We start from the raw sequence: 16,722 nt of genomic DNA on the forward strand, positions 1-16,722 counted from the left end.
CGATAACCATTCAATCAATTGAGATAATCATCATATTCAAAATTTTTATTAATCCCTACTCAATCACCTCCTCTCGCCCGTCAGCCCTCGCGAAATCTCGTTTTGAGAGCAATTCAGGGTAAAAAATCTACATCCCGTTACAAACCGCCTGTCTAATCTAGCTTGCGTATTTGGCTGTTAACAACGATAATTCAGATAAAACGGATTAAAATCAATCACTTGAAGAGGCTTAACCGGAAACGTTGAGCCTGGGCAGGTCCGCGGAGGCCAGCAAGTAACAGGACTCGGGAGAAATTATCGTACTTGCTAGAACGTCAGGTACAGACTCAAAATTATGCAGAAATTATTATCTTTCACTCAAAAATGCATTAATTTTAAGGTGTTCGCTCGTCAGGACTTTCGGGCTTATTTCGTCACAACTTTAATTCTTCTAACCAACGCCTGCTCCAAACAACATACCCCATCCAAATTGGAACAAATCAAGCAACGGGGTACCCTCAATGTTGTCACTCGCAATAGCCCGACAACTTATTATGAAAATGCCGATGGTTTTGCCGGTGTTGAATATGAACTGGTAACCCAGTTTGCCGAGTCTCTTGGCGTAAAACCCAATTTTATCGTCAACGATAATCTGAAAGAAATTTCCGATATGGTTAACTCAGGCGAAGTTGATTTCGCCGCGGCAGGTCTCACGGTAACGCCACAACGGGAACAAAATCTCAGATTCGCCCCAACTTACCAACGAATTACCTCGAAGCTGGTTTTTAAACAGGGGAAAAAATGGCCGAGAAATATCTCTCAGTTAGAGGGCGAGCTGAGAGTGGTTGCCCACTCTTCCTACTCACAGGAATTACTTAAACTGAAGCCAAAATATCCTCAGCTTCATTGGTCAGAAACCACGGAACAAACTGCTGAAGAATTACTAATGATGGTGTTAGACGAAACGATTGATTACACCATTGTTGACTCCACCGAACTAGCCTTGAATCGACGCTTTCATCCTGAACTCGCAGTCGCATTCACAATTGGTAAACCACAAAGTTTAGCCTGGGCTTTTTCGCAAACCGACGACTACTCTCTATTTTCCAAAGCTATCGAATTTTTCGGTCAACAAAATGCAAACGGAAAAATTTCTCACATTCAGGAAAAGTATTACAGCCATGTAGAAAAATTTGATTACGTGGGTGCTAGACAATTTCACCGCGCGGCACAGAAAAAGCTCGATCAATATAAAAATTATTTTGTGAATGCTGCAGGCGAAGATATCGATTGGCGATTGTTGGCGGCGGTAAGCTACCAGGAGTCACACTGGAAACCCAAAGCCAAATCTCCAACAGGCGTTAGAGGCATGATGATGCTCACTTTAAATACCGCTCGTCAGCTTGGCGTTACCAACCGGCTCGACGTCAAACAAAGTATCAACGGCGGCGCAAAATATTTTCGCAAGGTAAAGCGCAGGGTTCCAGATCGAATTGAAGAACCTGATCGAACATGGTTTGCGCTTGCCGGTTATAATGTCGGCTGGGGGCATGTTGAAGACGCTCGCATCATTACTCAAATGCAAGGTGGCAACGCAGATAAATGGTCGGAAGTAAAGGAACGACTACCGTTACTGCAGAAGAAAAAATGGTATAAAAAAACCAAACATGGTTATGCTCGCGGCGGCGAACCAGTGAAATACGTGACTAACATACGTCGCTATTATGATGTTCTAGTTTGGCTAGATGAAGAACAACAGGCCCCTGAACCAACACCGGAAGAGAAAAATCAGGAAACCCGCGTTGCTTCGAAGCAATCAGACGCCGAAGAAGTCACCGTTAATCCCTAAAACATTTATCTCTTGCACTAATTTCTAATTCGTTTCGACATTACATCTCGTCTGAACTGGCAATGTCTGAATTGGTCATCGTTTTTTGATCGCATTTCTTTAAATCATCTTATCAGCCATCATTTTATGTAACAATTTCCGCCTCTGCCTAGTCTCTGAGTTTTTGTACAGATATCAAGCAAAATCAATAGATTATGCAATTTTTCGAGGCTTGACTATACTGCTTTCTAAGTAAGTATTTTTTACGCACAAATCTGAACAAATTCATATATCAAACTGAGAACAATCATTTGATTATTTAGACCAGATAAATCATCTAAAAATTACGGGAACACACATGCTGCAGCTGCTTCTAAAACCAGGCCTGGAAATCATTGGTAGACTCTCAATTACTCGTAAGTTCCTACTCATTTTTATTCTTTACCTGTTTCCTGTCGGGTATGTTGCCTACTATGCAATTAGTAAACACCAGGCAGCCATTGCCGCGACTCAGGAAGAATTAGAGCATTTGGAACTCGTCAACGCATTTAAACCACTGTTTGTGAACACGGCCAAATCAAGGGGCTTAACCAACGCCTACTTGAACGGTAATGAGTCGGCCAGAAGCGAAATTTCGGGTGTGCAAGCGCTAATCGATAGTCAGTTTTCAAGCATCACAAATCACCCTGTTTTCGAGAAGCTTTCAGCTGAATTAAAAGGTGAAGTGTCAACGACTAGTACATCATGGAAAGAGCTGAAGTCTGATGCGCTAAATCTCGAAGCAGATGCCTCTTTTGATCGCCATTCAAATCTGGTCGCCGATCTTCACGCTACCATAAAATCTATTCGCGAACAAAGCACGCTGATGATCGATTCAGAAGCTCACACGTCTTTTTTGATCAATAGTTTCGTAAGCGAATTACCGCTGATTGTGGAAATAACGGGACAAACTCGCGGCATGGGAGCAGGTATCGCAGCAAAGGGCAGTTTTTCAGCAGACACTTTTATCGCCCTGTCCAACTACTACAAGCAACTAATGATCGCACAAAACGCCATTAAGCGAAGTTTTGATGGCGCTTTTGGTACCAGTAACGAACTCTCCTCGCTTCAAGGGACTTATGACACTTTCAATCAGGCAGTCGAAAGTTTCTTGAAAACCACCAAAAGTAGACTATTGGACCCCGATAAAATTGAAATCTCTTCCAATGAGTATTTTTCCCAGGGAACCCAGGTCGTAGAGAAAACACTTTCACTTTATGACGCGACCTATCAACAGCTAAAAAAGTCGCTTAATCAAAGGAAAGGCGAAACAGAAATGGAGGTGCTAATTAATATTCTATCGTCGATCGCTTTGCTTATCGGCGCTATTTACTTATTCGCCTGTTTTTCTAAAAATATTCTTAATTCAATTAATCGAGTAAAAGAATGTGTCAATGCTGTCGCTGATGGTGACCTGACGGTTAAAGTTGAAATTCAATCAAATGACGAAATGAAAACGATTGGCGATGACATCAATAAGATGATCGAAAATACTAAGTCACTAGTTTGCAAAGTACTATCGGCAACGAATGATCTGGTCGACACAGCAGAGCAAAACAACCAGTCATCGGTGAAGACCAGCGAACGTATTTCACAACAAAATATTGAAGTAGAACAAGTAGCCACTGCAATGAATCAAATGTCGGCCACCGTACAAGAAGTCGCTAACAATGCCGAGCAGACAGCATCGTCAACCGCCAGTGCTGATACCGATTCGAAAGCTGGCTATCGAATTGTACAAAGCACGATAGATTCGATCAGTGAGCTGGCCAATGAATTAAGTAACGCGTCTTCTTCCATTCACGAACTCCAGGCTAGCGTTGATGGAATTGGTTCGGTGCTTGACGTCATTCAGGGTATCGCCGATCAAACCAATTTACTCGCGCTGAATGCCGCCATTGAAGCCGCCAGAGCAGGTGAAAGTGGCCGCGGTTTTGCCGTTGTCGCCGATGAAGTAAGAACTCTGGCTAGCAAAACTCAGGAGTCCACAGAAGAAATTAGACACATGATTGATAAATTACAAACTTCAGCTTCTCTGTCTGTCAAAGCGATGAATAGTGGTAACGATAAAAGCCAGCAAACCGTTGGCGACGCTCAAAAAGCCGGCGATGCGTTGAAACAGATCTCAGAATCTGTTGGACATATCAGCTTAATGGGCGAGCAAATCGCCTCAGCAGCCACTCAGCAAACCAGCGTTGCCGATGAAATCAATCGCAGCATCATGAGCGTTAAAGAAATTTCAGAATTGACCGGACAAGCAGCGCAAGATTCAGCTGAAAACAGCCAATTTTTAAATGACGTTGCCGCCAACTTAAAAGCACTGGTTGCTCAATTTAGAGTTTAATGCTCATAATCTCTCAATTTATATTATCCTCACAGTCGATGACCAGGCCAGTAAATAACGGTCATTGACTGGTATTTTAAACTGCAGCACTAATTTTCTGGCAAATAACCTGAACTCTGAATAAATAAAACGAAAAACTCAAATTAATTGCGATATTCAACTTACCGTTGGCGACAACTAGATTGTACAGACACCAATTCCAAATGGCTTTCTAACTCGAAAAGTATTTTCGACATCCAATTGACTATTTAGGACGACTGCCCTACAATTTTAGGACGGCCGTCCTAGAGTGCTATATATCAAAACCTATATGTCAAAATCTATACATCGAAATCTATATGTCAAAATTAGCGACTAAAGATATCATTGTTGAAATTGCTGATCAGTTGTTTTACCAGCAAGGCTATCAACATACATCATTTGCAGATATATCAAATGAGGTCGGTATATCACGCGGTAACTTCTACCATCACTTTAAAAGCAAAGACGACATACTTGATGCTGTTATTCAAAGACGTTTAGCGAATACTGAAAAAATGCTGAACGATTGGCAGGAAGACGAACAGACATCCCTTGAACAAATAAGGTGTTTTATCAATATTCTGATTATGAATCGCGCAAAGATAAAACTCTATGGTTGTCCGGTAGGTACATTAACAACTGAATTAGCCAAGCTGGATCATCCGTCACTTATTGACGCTAATAAAGTTTTTTCTCTTTTTGCTGATTGGCTAGAAAAGCGTTTTTTAGATTTGGGACAAAAGGAAAATGCAAAAGAATTAGCTTTACATTTATTGGCTCGTAGTCAAGGTATAGCAACTATTGCCAGTGCATTTCAGGATGAGACGGTTCTTTACAGAGAAGTCGAAACATTAAATGAATGGCTTACGACTTATAGTTAACCAGAAAAGATGAGGTAATCAACTTGTTTATCGTATTTTTAAGATTTTCTGCTAATAAAGCAAAAGCTCCTGACTTTATTCAAGGACATAAAGCTTGGATACAACAAGGTATAAAGGAAGGTCTATTCCTGATTGTGGGTAGCCTTCAACCTGATCAGGGGGGCTGCATCATTGCGAATAATATTGAAAAAGAAGCTCTGGAATCCCGCATTAGTGAAGATCCTTTTGTGACTGAAAACATTGTTAAGGCAGAAGTTTTTGAAGTGACCCCATCTATGACCATAGAAAATCTTCAATTTTTGATGGCTGCATAAATAAAGGAATAAAAAAAATGGAAAAAACGAAAAAAGGCGCTGATGGTAAGCTTCGCTGCCAATGGTGCGCAGTTAGCGATGATTATATTGCTTATCATGATAATGAATGGGGATACCCTGTTAGCAATGATCAACGATTGTTTGAGAAAATCTGCCTGGAAGGATTTCAGTCTGGCCTAAGTTGGCGCACAATTTTGACTAAACGAGAGAACTTCCGAAAGGCATTTAAACAGTTCGATTTTAACAAAGTCGCCAAGTTTACCGATAAAGATATAGAGAAATTGCTTCAGAACGAAGGCATTATTCGTCACCGGGGAAAAATTGAAGCCACGATAAATAATGCAAAGCAAGCGAAGAAAATGGTAGAGAAAGAAGGCTCACTCGCAGCATTTTTCTGGCGTTATGAACCAGAAAGTATAACAAATAAGCCTCAGTCCATTTCAACCAGTGATGAATCTATCGCCATGTCTAAAGAGCTTAAAAAACGAGGGTGGAAATTTGTTGGCCCAACAACAGCGTATGCGTTTATGCAAGCAATGGGTTTGGTAAATGATCATTCTGAAGATTGTAGCTTTCGCGCTAAAGCAGCCAAAGCTCGCAATCAATTTAAAAAACCTGTTTAAAAGCTGACATAGCTGAATTTAGTTTATTTGACCGGATAGTCAACAGCTTTACGTGTAGTAGTTCAAACTTAATTGGAGTCATTAATATCATTACTCAAGCCAAGTCTGAACTACTACATCAGAGCTACTACACCTGAACTATTACAACTAATTCAACTTAGTATTCTTACATATTTATCGGATCGCAAACTCATAGAAAAATATAAGCTTAACTATTTTAGTTGCGAGTTATTTATTTCATATTGAACTACAGCTCACATTCTCTTTCAGACGTTCGCCAAATGACAGGCTCCCAATATAATTCTTTAAACACCCTACTTCGCTTCGCACGAATAAACTTTGCGCCAAGGTAATAGGTCATGTTTGGCTTTACATCGATCTCAATTGGTTTCGCTTTTTGCATTCCGCGGGTGCGTCTCAAAAAAGGATCGGTAATCAATTCGTGAAGTTTTATGATATGTTTGCCCGGCGAAAGCCTGAAGCTATGACGCGTCCTAATCACACCTCGGTCGTCAATGGTATTGATAAAGGCAGGATAAATATCTTTCGTCTCAGGTGGTCGAAAGAATACAGAAACTTCTCCACAAGCATTTTCATCAAGCATACTTTTATCATCTGCATTCTGACTATTGTTCTCACTGTCATCACCGGCTTCACTCAACAAAGCCGTCTTAAAAACAGGTTGCGATCCAATTTCTAATTTAATACCAGGTATATAATCGCCAGCCATTTCTACGACAGCCTGTTTAATATTGCCATTACGATTAAAAGCTAATCTTAATTCTTGTCCAGGTGTGAGTTGTTGTAACTGTTCTAACGCAGCATTACTGGAAGTTGCCTCAACTTCAATGTCGTTGATGGCAACAATTTTGTCACCGCGATTAATATTGATTTTTTCCGCCAGGCTTCCGGGCGCGACAGAAAGTACGGAATAACCTTGCTCCACATTTTCTACATCCAGAACCATTCCCAGACTAGCTTGTTGTTGTGCCGGTAGCTCAATGGCAAAGTAAAAGTCATCGATATTTCTACCTGCTTTACGTTCATTTTCGGTAATCGCCAACACGGTTCCTTTTATCTGCCCTTCCAGTTGATTAAGCAATAGCTGGGATTCCGGGGTAAATTCAGAAGCTTTCTCCAATAAAACTTCCGGCGAAGTTCTGCGCTCATCAGGCGCGGCGAGTACCAAACTTCCTGAAACCCAAACAAACCATAATAAAATAATACTCATCAGTTTCATCAGTCTATTCTCCATCATTAAATTTTAACTATTTCCGGACGCTTTGCGGACTCAAGTAATTGTTCAATCAATCGTTGGCGTTGCTGCCACAATTGAACCTTTTCGTCGCTTCCAAGCCGCTGGATGTAGGCTTGTTGTAACGCTTTATCAACAACGCTGAGCTCAACCTGTAAACGTTTGAAATTTGCTTCATCTAGATGATTCAGCATCAATTGACGATTGAGTTGTTGTTGCAGCAGATCATTCTGCTCGATCAAACTTTTTAGTTTCTGTGAATGCGCTAGTTGATTCTCAGACATGCTCTGGTCTAACTGACCGGCCTTTTCTGACGGCCAGAGAAAAAACAACACCAAACTCAGCGATGCCACCAATGCAAAGCTACTGAATCGCCAAAAAGAAACCTGTTTTCTGGCTTGCTGTTGCTCCACTTGAAATTGATAAGCCTGACTGACGCGAAGCCAACCATTCTCCGGTGCAGGCACCTCCGGCAATGCCCTCAATCTCTGCCGTAAGTTTTCGAGGTTCGCTATTTTCTGCTGACATTGATGGCAATCCGCTATGTGTGATCGAGCATTGCTATCAAGTTCTATTAGTTGTTCATCACTTAAGTGCATTCTGACGCTCCTGTTGTTTCTCCGCCAGTTGCTTCAACGCAGCATAAGCTCGAAATAAAGTAATTTTGGAAAAACTTTCAGACTTACCAAATAAGTTTGCAATTTCTCTGTGGCTGTAGCCTTCAACTTCGTGCAACAATAAAACAGCCCTTGCAGTAGTTGATAAACGAGACAAAAAGCTGTCAAGATCTCTACAGACATCTAACCAGCTTTGATTAAACAAATCCTTCGACTCACTTTTCAGTAATTCGTCTTCACCCACCAGATGAATTCGGTTGTTACTTCTTATTCGGTTAATGGTTTCGTGAATAACGATCTGTTTGAGCCAGGAGGCGAATCTTCCATCACCTCGAAAACTTTCAATTCGACGCATAACTTTGACAAAACTTTCTTGCATCACATCTTGCGCCATTGTGGTTTGATCGCAAATTCTTAGCGCCACTGAATAACAGGCATTAGCATAGGTACGATATATTTGCTCAAAGGCTTTCATATCTCCTCGTTTCGCTTGCTCGACGACTTCTTCTGGCAACTCTTGTTGAAACCCAATTTTCGTCGTCATCTATTTGATCACCATTTCGCAATGCTTTTTGTTAAGAACATTCAGTTACTATTGACTCAGGAAAACTATCACGGAATCAAAACACTTACTATTTAAGACAAACTAAAAATAAAAACCGTTACATTAAAATTAGCATTCAACCTCATATCTCACAACGCAAACGGTTCATTTGTTTGACGGCCCCCAAGCGCATTCACCCTCGCAATATTGTTATTTGTAAATCCACCAGTACCTCATTGAGCGCTATGTCACAAAAATTTCATTTTTATGTCAGCGTCTTTTAAATAATTGGTCACCGAGATGTAACAAAAATTAGTCAAAGTTCCCGCGTTATCGTGAGCGCAATGGGCGCTCATCAAGTCAGCTTGGAGAGGTCTATGAAACAAAAAATTTTAGCAACGACATTATTATCTATAATGGGGACATCATTAGTTAACGCAGCGCCGTCGGGGCTGTTTATTTCAGAGTATATCGAGGGTTCGAGTAACAATAAAGCGCTCGAAATCGCTAACACTAGTGAAAGTAATATCGACTTATCAGAATACCAGTTGAAGATGTACTTCAATGGGAATTCTAGTGCAGGATTAACCATTAACCTTGAAGGAAATGTTCAGCCGGGTCAGGTTCACGTGATTGCCCATGCTCGTGCAAACGACGAAATCTTAAACGTAGCAAATCAAACGCAAGGTTCTGGCTGGTTTAACGGTGACGATGCCATCGTGCTTTTAAAAAATAATACTATCGTTGATAGTATCGGTCAGATAGGTTTCGATCCCGGTAGTGAGTGGGGCCAGGATTTGCAAAGTACCAAAGATAATACATTACGTAGAAATCTGAATATTGAGAACGGAGACACCGATCCCAACAACGCTTTTTTTCCAGCTGACGAGTGGTCTGGTTATGCCAAAGACAGCTTCGATGACCTTGGAAAAATTGATTCTGTAGAGCCCCCCGTAGAATTTTCCTGCAATGAGCCTGCGGAGTTTATTCACAATATTCAGGGAACTGGCACAAGCACTCCGATGCAAGGTCAAGCGATAGAAGTTGAAGCGATCGTTGTCGGTGACTTTCAACAAAGCGATCAGCTTCGCGGGTTCTTTTTACAAGAGGAAGATAGCGATCAAGATAACAATGCACAAACTTCTGAAGGTATATTTGTTTACGATAATGGATTTGGCACTGATGTTAAACTCGGCGATAAAGTGAGAGTCGCAGGCTACGCCAGCGAATATGGCGGTACCACACAAATCAGCAGTGTCAGCCAACTCGCTATTTGTGCAAACAATCAAGATGTCACTCCTGCGATTGTCCACTTACCTTTTACTTCTGCTGAACAAGCTGAACAGTTTGAAGGTATGAGCATCATCATTGAGCAAACTTTAACGGTATCAGAAAACTATAACCTGGCACGCTACGGCGAATTAGTGTTATCCAACGGGCGCCTGTTTAACCCGACCAACATTGTTTCTCCCGGTGATGAAGCCAACTCAATGCAGGCAAAAAATGACCTGAATCGGATTATTCTGGATGACGGTAGTACACGCCAAAATCCCGCCGAAATTGGTTTTCCGCAGCCAGGGCTTTCCGCCTACAACACTGTCAGAGGTGGTGATACTCTGTCTTTGCTCCATGGCGTCATGCATCAGGCTTTCGGTAGCTATCGCGTTCAGCCAACGGCCGAGCCAGATTTCCACTCAAACAACATGAGAACTTATCGACCTGAAATAGAAGATTCGCCTTTGTATATCGCTAGCTTCAATGTTCTCAACTACTTCAATGGTGACGGACTTGGCGGAGAATTTCCAACAGCTCGTGGTGCTGATACTCCTGCGGAATTTGAACGTCAGAGAAATAAGATAATTAATGCAATAGCAGCAATGGATGCCGATATTATAGGCCTGATGGAAATTGAAAATGATGGATACGACGGCAACAGCGCGATTGCAGATTTAGTGAATGGACTAAACAATGCAACAGGTAAAAACTACACCTTTGTACAACCTGGCGATGAGTTACCTGGTTCTGATCAAATTGCGGTCGGTATTATCTATAACCAGGACAAAATAGATACAGCTGGTACTGCAGCAACTTTGTCAACCGGTGCTTTCTCAGATAAAAATAGACAACCGTTAGTGCAAAGCTTTCGTGAAATTGAAAGTAATGGCGAATTCACTGTTGTTGTGAATCACTTTAAATCAAAAGGTAGTTGCCCATCAGATACCACCGATATCAACGCTGCGCAAGGCGATGGACAAGGCTGCTGGAACTCAATTCGAACAGAAGCATCGCAAGAATTGGCTAGCTGGCTTGATACCAATCCAACCGGCCTGAAAGATAAAGATATTTTAATCATTGGAGACCTCAACGCCTATGCAATGGAAGATCCGGTTACAACACTTGAAGCAATGGGCTATGAAAATCTACTGAAAAAATATAGCGGAGAACTCAATTATTCTTATGTTTTCTATGGGCAAGCCGGCACGTTAGATCATGCATTATCAAACAGCCAACTTGCTTCGCAAATTATCGATACGACCGAATGGCATATTAATACCGATGAGCCCCGCGCACTTGATTACAACTTGGAGTACAAGACATCAGAACAACAACTATCACTTTATAGTGAAGAACCTTTTCGTGCTTCAGATCACGACCCTATTGTGATTGGTCTGAATCTAAAGCCGAAGACAGATATCAATAATGATGGCAGACTTAACTTTCGTGATATCTTTGCCGTCATTCGTCACATGCGCCAAGCTGCAACCGGTAAAAATCGGCGTTATGATCTGAACCAGGATCATCGAATTAACTTCAAGGACGTTAGAATTGTAATCAGAGCAATTTTCAAAGCCAGGGGACACCGCAGGCTTCATTAATCATCAAATTAGCAAACGCGTTGAAAATAGCCCGGCTAATCAACGCGTTTAGCTATCCCCTCTTTTACTGGCAATATTCATAAAAATAACTTCGATAAGACCCCGCTACCAAAGCCAAAAACACAAAAAGTCAGGTTTCTTTATTAACCAATATTAATCAGCATCAATCAGCGAAAAACGTCTCGACTTGACGAAATTCAATCTTACCTCCATGATTAATAATAAAGATGTATGACTGTTCAGACGTTTATGCCGCCAAATCGCGCTAGCTTATCCAATTGTTTTATAACTTTAACCAGGTTGCTGATACTCTGTCAGGCCCTTATTTCGCTCAGTATTTTTGCCCAGCCAGCCCAATTCCCAAACTTCACCGATAGCAAAGCGCCAGACGGTGAGTCTACAAAGCATACTGTCGATTCCCTTCTTACTAGTGAAGAAAAAGCTTTCATAGCTCACTCGAAACCTCTGACGGTTTGCAGTGTGTCACTATCAGCCGGTCCCGATTCAAGTTTGGATATTGTCAGACTTATTACTCGGCAAACAGGCTTAAACTTCAAACCAAGCACACCGCTTTCGTGGCCTGAAGGATTAAAAAATCTGGCTAACAAAAAGTGTGATGTATTACCTTGGGCCACCGAAACAGAACCACGCAAGCAGACTATGAATTTTACTACGCCTTACGCAAGAATCGTAAGGGTGGTTGTCACCAGACATGCACAACCTTTTATACCAGATATTATCCATCATATTGACAAAGTGTTCGTGGTGGAGTTTAACAACGCCGTCATAGAGCAATTGAGAGAAAAATATCCGGGTATAAAATTAGTACACACAGCTCACACTTCTGACTCACTCGACATGGTCATTGATGGCAATGCTTTTGCGAGTATTGCGAACCTCTATTCGGTTAGCCATTTATTTAATAACCGATCAATTAAAAGCCTGAAAATAGCCGGTAGTCTACCGTCCGCATTTGATGATATTGTCTCTCTCTCTACCAGAAAAGAAGACGCTATTCTGCATAGCATTTTACAAAAGTCTATCCAAACTATTGATCCCAGAGCCATTAATAACTTTCTTAGCCAGGGGGCGACGCTAAAATTTGAAACAGGGTTTGACTACCAATTACTTTGGCAAATTTCCGGCGCGGCGACTCTGGTCTTAGTTATATTTTTCTGGTGGAACCGACGACTGTCTGCGTTGAATGAAAAATTAGCAAAAGCTCATTCAGAACTTGCGATTAAATCAATGGAGCTGGAGGCACTTTCGATTACCGATCCGTTGACTAAAATTTTTAATCGATTAAAAATGGATCAAGTCTTAATTACAGAGTTAAATCGAGCGGAACGCTACCGCCGACCACTCTCGATAATCATGATCGACCTGGATCATTTTAAACGCATCAATGATAACTATGGACATATTATTGGTGACTTAGTACTTTTCAGAGCAGCCCAGGAGTTAAGGAACAACCTGCGACACAATGACCTGTTAGGGCGCTGGGGTGGCGAAGAGTTTTTAGTCATTTGCCCTGAAGCAGATTCTAATGAAGCGACAACGGTTGCTGAAAAACTTAGAAATAGCTTGAAATCTACCCGCTTTGATCAAGTTAAACAGGTCACTGCCAGTTTTGGATTAACAACCTGGCAACCGGGTGACACTCAGCAACAAATTATTACCCGCGCAGACAACGCCCTGTACGAAGCAAAGCGACTAGGTAGAGACAGAGTTGTTTTTCAAAAAACAAATGATTGAAGCGGGCATTAACAAGAACACTCATCACTTTTTCAAGTGTAAATAAAAATATACAAATACGACTTTTTGTGAACATATGCACATTATTCAAGTCAGAACTTAATGATGACTTTCAAGTCACAAATACTTCATCAAATATTTCTATCAAAAAAGCTATTTCGTCAACTGACTCCCTTTCACATTTTTTACATTTCAAGTTACTCAGATAAACAAAGCAATTATTTCGCTCACATTCGTCAACAAAAATGTATTTCTCTATACATTTGTAATTTACTAATGTTTTTAAAAATAATGACACCCTATATTAAATTATTTTCATAATTGTTAGTAATTTTAGTGACGCAACAAAAATCTCTAATTTAGATTTTATTTCATTTTAATGACAAAAATGATATCTATTTGCTTTAAACATGACTAATTCACTTGCAAAATGACAACGCTATCATTATCGTAATGACAGCGCTGCCAATAATTAATTCATGCCGTATGGTCGCCAATAATAACAAACACTCCCAGAGTCCATCATCGTTAAGTTGTCGTTGTCAGTAGTCAATTGGGTTTTAGCCTTTTAGCGGGTTGGGATACCTGGGTATTTTACTAATAGCGAGGAGGAGGAATTATGTTTAATCACTCATGGCCGCAGAGACGAACTTCACAGTTTCGAAGTTTTTGTCTCGCGGTGTTCAGTACTTTCATCATTTCAATATTTTCTAGTTTCAATTTACAGGCAGCAACAACTGCTGATCATAACAAACAAGTTGTCGGCTACATTACTCAATGGGCACCCTGGAAGGACACAAAAGCAGGTTTTGCCGTTAAAGGTGCAGCAAACCACCTGAACGTGGATATGAGTAAATATACAATATTAAATTTTTCTTTCTTTGGTGTTGCTGTTGACGGCTCTCTTCACTCTGGCGATTTCCGCAACAAAGAGATATACAAAGAAGGTACGGTTCAACAACCAGCAGAGTTACTCAACGGAGACGTATACAGTAGTTGGGACTATTACTTGCTCTATGGAGAGCTCGCACCAACCTACAACATGAACGATGATGCAGAAGCCCAAGGCTTTGTATTAGAAGGAAACGGCTGGAAAAATACGGTAACAGGACTTTCAGGCGCAATGCCAATTCCGGTAAAAAAACCAGGTGGTCAACCAGGTCTTATCGAACTCGCACAAAGCAAAGGCGTGAAAGTAATGGCGTCAATTGGTGGCTGGAGTATGTGTCGTCACTTTCCAGAAATGGCGGCCGATCCGGCAAAGCGTGCTAAGTTTATTGAAGGTGTCGCGCAGCTGATGAAAATTGGCTTTGACGGTATTGATCTTGATTGGGAATATCCAGGTCCGTTCAGCGGCATGAATTTTACTGGTACTGAAGCAGACTATGGTAACTTCTTAACACTAGTAAAAGAAATCAGAGCAGAGATTGGCCCTGATAAACTGATCACCGCAGCTTTTTCTGCTGCAACCGCTAAACTTGAAGGCTTCGACTGGGTTGAACTAGACAAGTACATGGATCTGTACAACATGATGACCTACGACTTTAATGGTGGATGGTCAAATATTGCAGGTCACAACTCGCCTTTATACCCATACTCTGGCGCGGAAATCTCAGAATTTAACTGGAACCACACTGCACAATGGATGCTAAATAAAGGCATACCAAGCCGCAAAATAAATATGGGCGTTCCTTTTTACGGTCGCGGTGTTGTCACAGAAGGAACCGCAGACTTGAATGCGCCAACTCACAAAGTGGACATTGTCATTCAGCCAGATGGCCCTGTATCAAGCGCCGGTGACTTCGTCAACTGGCCTAAAGATGTTTACGATGCAACTCCTAACTATTTCTTCGTAAAACAAAAACAAAGTGACGGTTGGTCAGTACACTGGGATGATGAAGCAAAAGTCCCTTACATGACAAAAGATAAATACTTTTTAAGTTATGACAACGAAGAATCGATCGGACTTAAAGCACAATATGTTAATGATTATGATTTTGGAGGTGTGATTGTTTGGGCGGTATCCGGTGATCAACAGTGTCTGGATGGTTACACTATGCATGGCAAATTGCCAAAATGTAATCGTCTAAATCCAACGCTAGCGAACAAACTTAATGAGGTATTTGCAACCGGCTGCCAAGGTTGTCCAAATGTGAGAATAACTTCACCGTCATCAAACGATCACTTCGCACCCGGCAGCAATATTGTGATAGAAGTAGCGGCAAGTGATGCAGATGGAAGCATCACCAAAGTTGATTATTATGCCAATGGTAATCAAATTGGTAGCAGCAGTTCAGCGCCCTTCTCTTTCACCTGGAATAATGTGGCCGAGGGTACTTACGACTTAACTGCAACAGCTTACGACAATAATAACAATAATAAAGAATCTCCGAAGGTCCGTATCGCCGTTAACGAAGATCACCTGCGACCAGAAGTTTCCATCACTAAACCTGACGATCAAATCGTTCAAGATCAATTAGCCAGCGTCACACTTGAAGCGTCGGCGGTTTACGATAATGGCAATATTACTTCAGTTGAATTCGCTATCGGTAACACAACAATAAACGGTAGTTCATCGGGCAACAATTTATATTCAGCGCAATGGAATCCAACTCGCTATGGAGAACATCAACTATCTGTCACTGCGACAAACAATGTCGGCTACAGTAAAACAGTGTCAAAAACCTTTAGCATAATCCAGTGTACTGGTACGCCATGGGATGCAAGCGCGGTTTATAACGGTGGTGCAGAAGTGCTTTATGACGGGAAAATCTATCGAGCTAAATGGTGGACTAGAGGCGACCAACCAGATGTTAGTAACGTTTGGGATTTCGTGAAAGATTGTGATCCAACGATTCCTGATCCCGCGCCAGTTGTCAACATCACTTCACCAGCCGATGGTGCTGTTTTTAATCTTGGTACAGCAATCGAGTTTAGTGTAAATGCGGCAGACGAAAATGGCTCTGTTATCAAAGTTGACTTTTACTCGAACGACTCGCTTATCGCGACTTCAACGAGCGAACCTTACACAACGACTATCAGCAATGCTGCGGTTGGAAACTACGCACTTAAAGCGATAGCAACAGACAATGACAACAATAGTGGTGCGGCGGTTGTCAATATCAGTGTTCAAGATCCTAATACCAATATTCCGCCGACGGCTGATTTTGATACTGCAATTGATGGTTTGACCGTGAGTTTCACTGACATGAGTAGTGATTCTGATGGACAAGTTGTCAGCCGCCAGTGGAATTTTGGCGACGGTAGTAATTCAACTGATACGAATCCAACTCATACCTATGCCGCAGGTACCTATACAGTGACTTTAACCGTCACTGATGACGACGGCGATGCTTCAACGCCGGTGACTAAAACAGTGACAGTTAGCGATTCTACTGGTGGTCAATGTGATGGTATTGACGATTATCCAGTCGGTCATGGTAGTTACGCGGGAGGAAGCCAGGTGCAAAACAATGGCGATCTTTATGAGTGTAAACCATTCCCTTATGAAGGATGGTGTAATCAAAGCGCCACAGCTTATGAGCCAGGAGTTGGTTGGGCCTGGTCTGACGCATGGATAAAAGTTTCATCTTGTCAATAATTTTACTTTAACCAAAGCCCGTTGAACGAAACTTAAAAATAATTT

General features: G+C 41.5%; 11 protein-coding genes. 8 read left to right on the plus strand and 3 right to left on the minus strand.

The window, feature by feature from the left end; translation table 11 throughout:
- The first annotated feature begins 334 nt into the window (after positions 1 to 334).
- The 5 genes from mltF to FLL46_RS16715 all read left to right on the plus strand — a co-directional run bounded on the left by mltF (position 335) and on the right by FLL46_RS16715 (position 6,029).
- Positions 335 to 1,828: a membrane-bound lytic murein transglycosylase MltF gene (mltF, locus tag FLL46_RS16695; protein WP_142932468.1), complete on the plus strand. Its 1,494-nt coding sequence runs from the start codon at positions 335 to 337 to the stop codon at positions 1,826 to 1,828.
- Positions 1,829 to 2,165: 337 nt separating this feature from the next.
- A complete protein-coding gene (locus tag FLL46_RS16700) occupies positions 2,166 to 4,190 on the plus strand; it encodes a methyl-accepting chemotaxis protein (protein ID WP_142932469.1) in 2,025 nt (674 codons plus the stop codon).
- A 338-nt stretch (positions 4,191 to 4,528) separates the two neighbouring features.
- The gene (locus FLL46_RS16705) at positions 4,529 to 5,092 is read left to right on the plus strand and encodes a TetR/AcrR family transcriptional regulator (protein ID WP_142932470.1); all 564 of its coding nucleotides are present in this window, start codon (positions 4,529 to 4,531) and stop codon (positions 5,090 to 5,092) included.
- 23 nt (positions 5,093 to 5,115) lie between these two features.
- Positions 5,116 to 5,406: a YciI family protein gene (locus FLL46_RS16710; RefSeq protein ID WP_142932471.1), complete on the plus strand. Its 291-nt coding sequence runs from the start codon at positions 5,116 to 5,118 to the stop codon at positions 5,404 to 5,406.
- Positions 5,407 to 5,423: 17 nt separating this feature from the next.
- Positions 5,424 to 6,029: a DNA-3-methyladenine glycosylase I gene (locus tag FLL46_RS16715; protein ID WP_142932472.1), complete on the plus strand. Its 606-nt coding sequence runs from the start codon at positions 5,424 to 5,426 to the stop codon at positions 6,027 to 6,029.
- Positions 6,030 to 6,276: 247 nt separating this feature from the next.
- On the opposite strand, the gene FLL46_RS16720 is transcribed toward FLL46_RS16715, so the two are convergent.
- The 3 genes from FLL46_RS16720 to FLL46_RS16730 are packed head-to-tail and all read right to left on the minus strand — an operon-like array spanning position 6,277 to position 8,445.
- Positions 6,277 to 7,269 (minus strand): PDZ domain-containing protein, encoded by a 993-nt coding sequence (locus FLL46_RS16720; protein ID WP_168204201.1) that lies wholly within the window; start codon positions 7,267 to 7,269, stop codon positions 6,277 to 6,279.
- A gap of 17 nt (positions 7,270 to 7,286) precedes the next feature.
- Positions 7,287 to 7,883 (minus strand): DUF3379 domain-containing protein, encoded by a 597-nt coding sequence (locus FLL46_RS16725; protein ID WP_142932474.1) that lies wholly within the window; start codon positions 7,881 to 7,883, stop codon positions 7,287 to 7,289.
- Positions 7,870 to 8,445 carry an RNA polymerase sigma factor gene (locus FLL46_RS16730; protein WP_142932475.1) on the minus strand — a complete coding sequence of 192 codons (576 nt, stop codon included), beginning with the start codon at positions 8,443 to 8,445 and terminating at the stop codon, positions 7,870 to 7,872. Before FLL46_RS16730 ends, FLL46_RS16725 begins: the two co-directional genes overlap by 14 nt.
- A gap of 377 nt (positions 8,446 to 8,822) precedes the next feature.
- On the opposite strand from FLL46_RS16730, the gene FLL46_RS16735 reads away from it, so the two are divergent.
- The 3 genes from FLL46_RS16735 to FLL46_RS16745 all read left to right on the plus strand — a co-directional run bounded on the left by FLL46_RS16735 (position 8,823) and on the right by FLL46_RS16745 (position 16,677).
- On the plus strand, positions 8,823 to 11,321 hold the full coding sequence (locus FLL46_RS16735; RefSeq protein ID WP_142932476.1) for an ExeM/NucH family extracellular endonuclease: 2,499 nt from the start codon (positions 8,823 to 8,825) through the stop codon (positions 11,319 to 11,321).
- 480 nt (positions 11,322 to 11,801) lie between these two features.
- A complete protein-coding gene (locus FLL46_RS16740; protein ID WP_168204202.1) occupies positions 11,802 to 13,076 on the plus strand; it encodes a transporter substrate-binding domain-containing diguanylate cyclase in 1,275 nt (424 codons plus the stop codon).
- Positions 13,077 to 13,695: 619 nt separating this feature from the next.
- Positions 13,696 to 16,677 carry a glycosyl hydrolase family 18 protein gene (locus FLL46_RS16745; RefSeq protein WP_142932478.1) on the plus strand — a complete coding sequence of 994 codons (2,982 nt, stop codon included), beginning with the start codon at positions 13,696 to 13,698 and terminating at the stop codon, positions 16,675 to 16,677.
- Positions 16,678 to 16,722: the final 45 nt, after the last annotated feature.

Source organism: Aliikangiella coralliicola, from assembly GCF_007004725.1.
Lineage (GTDB): Bacteria > Pseudomonadota > Gammaproteobacteria > Enterobacterales > Kangiellaceae > Aliikangiella > Aliikangiella coralliicola.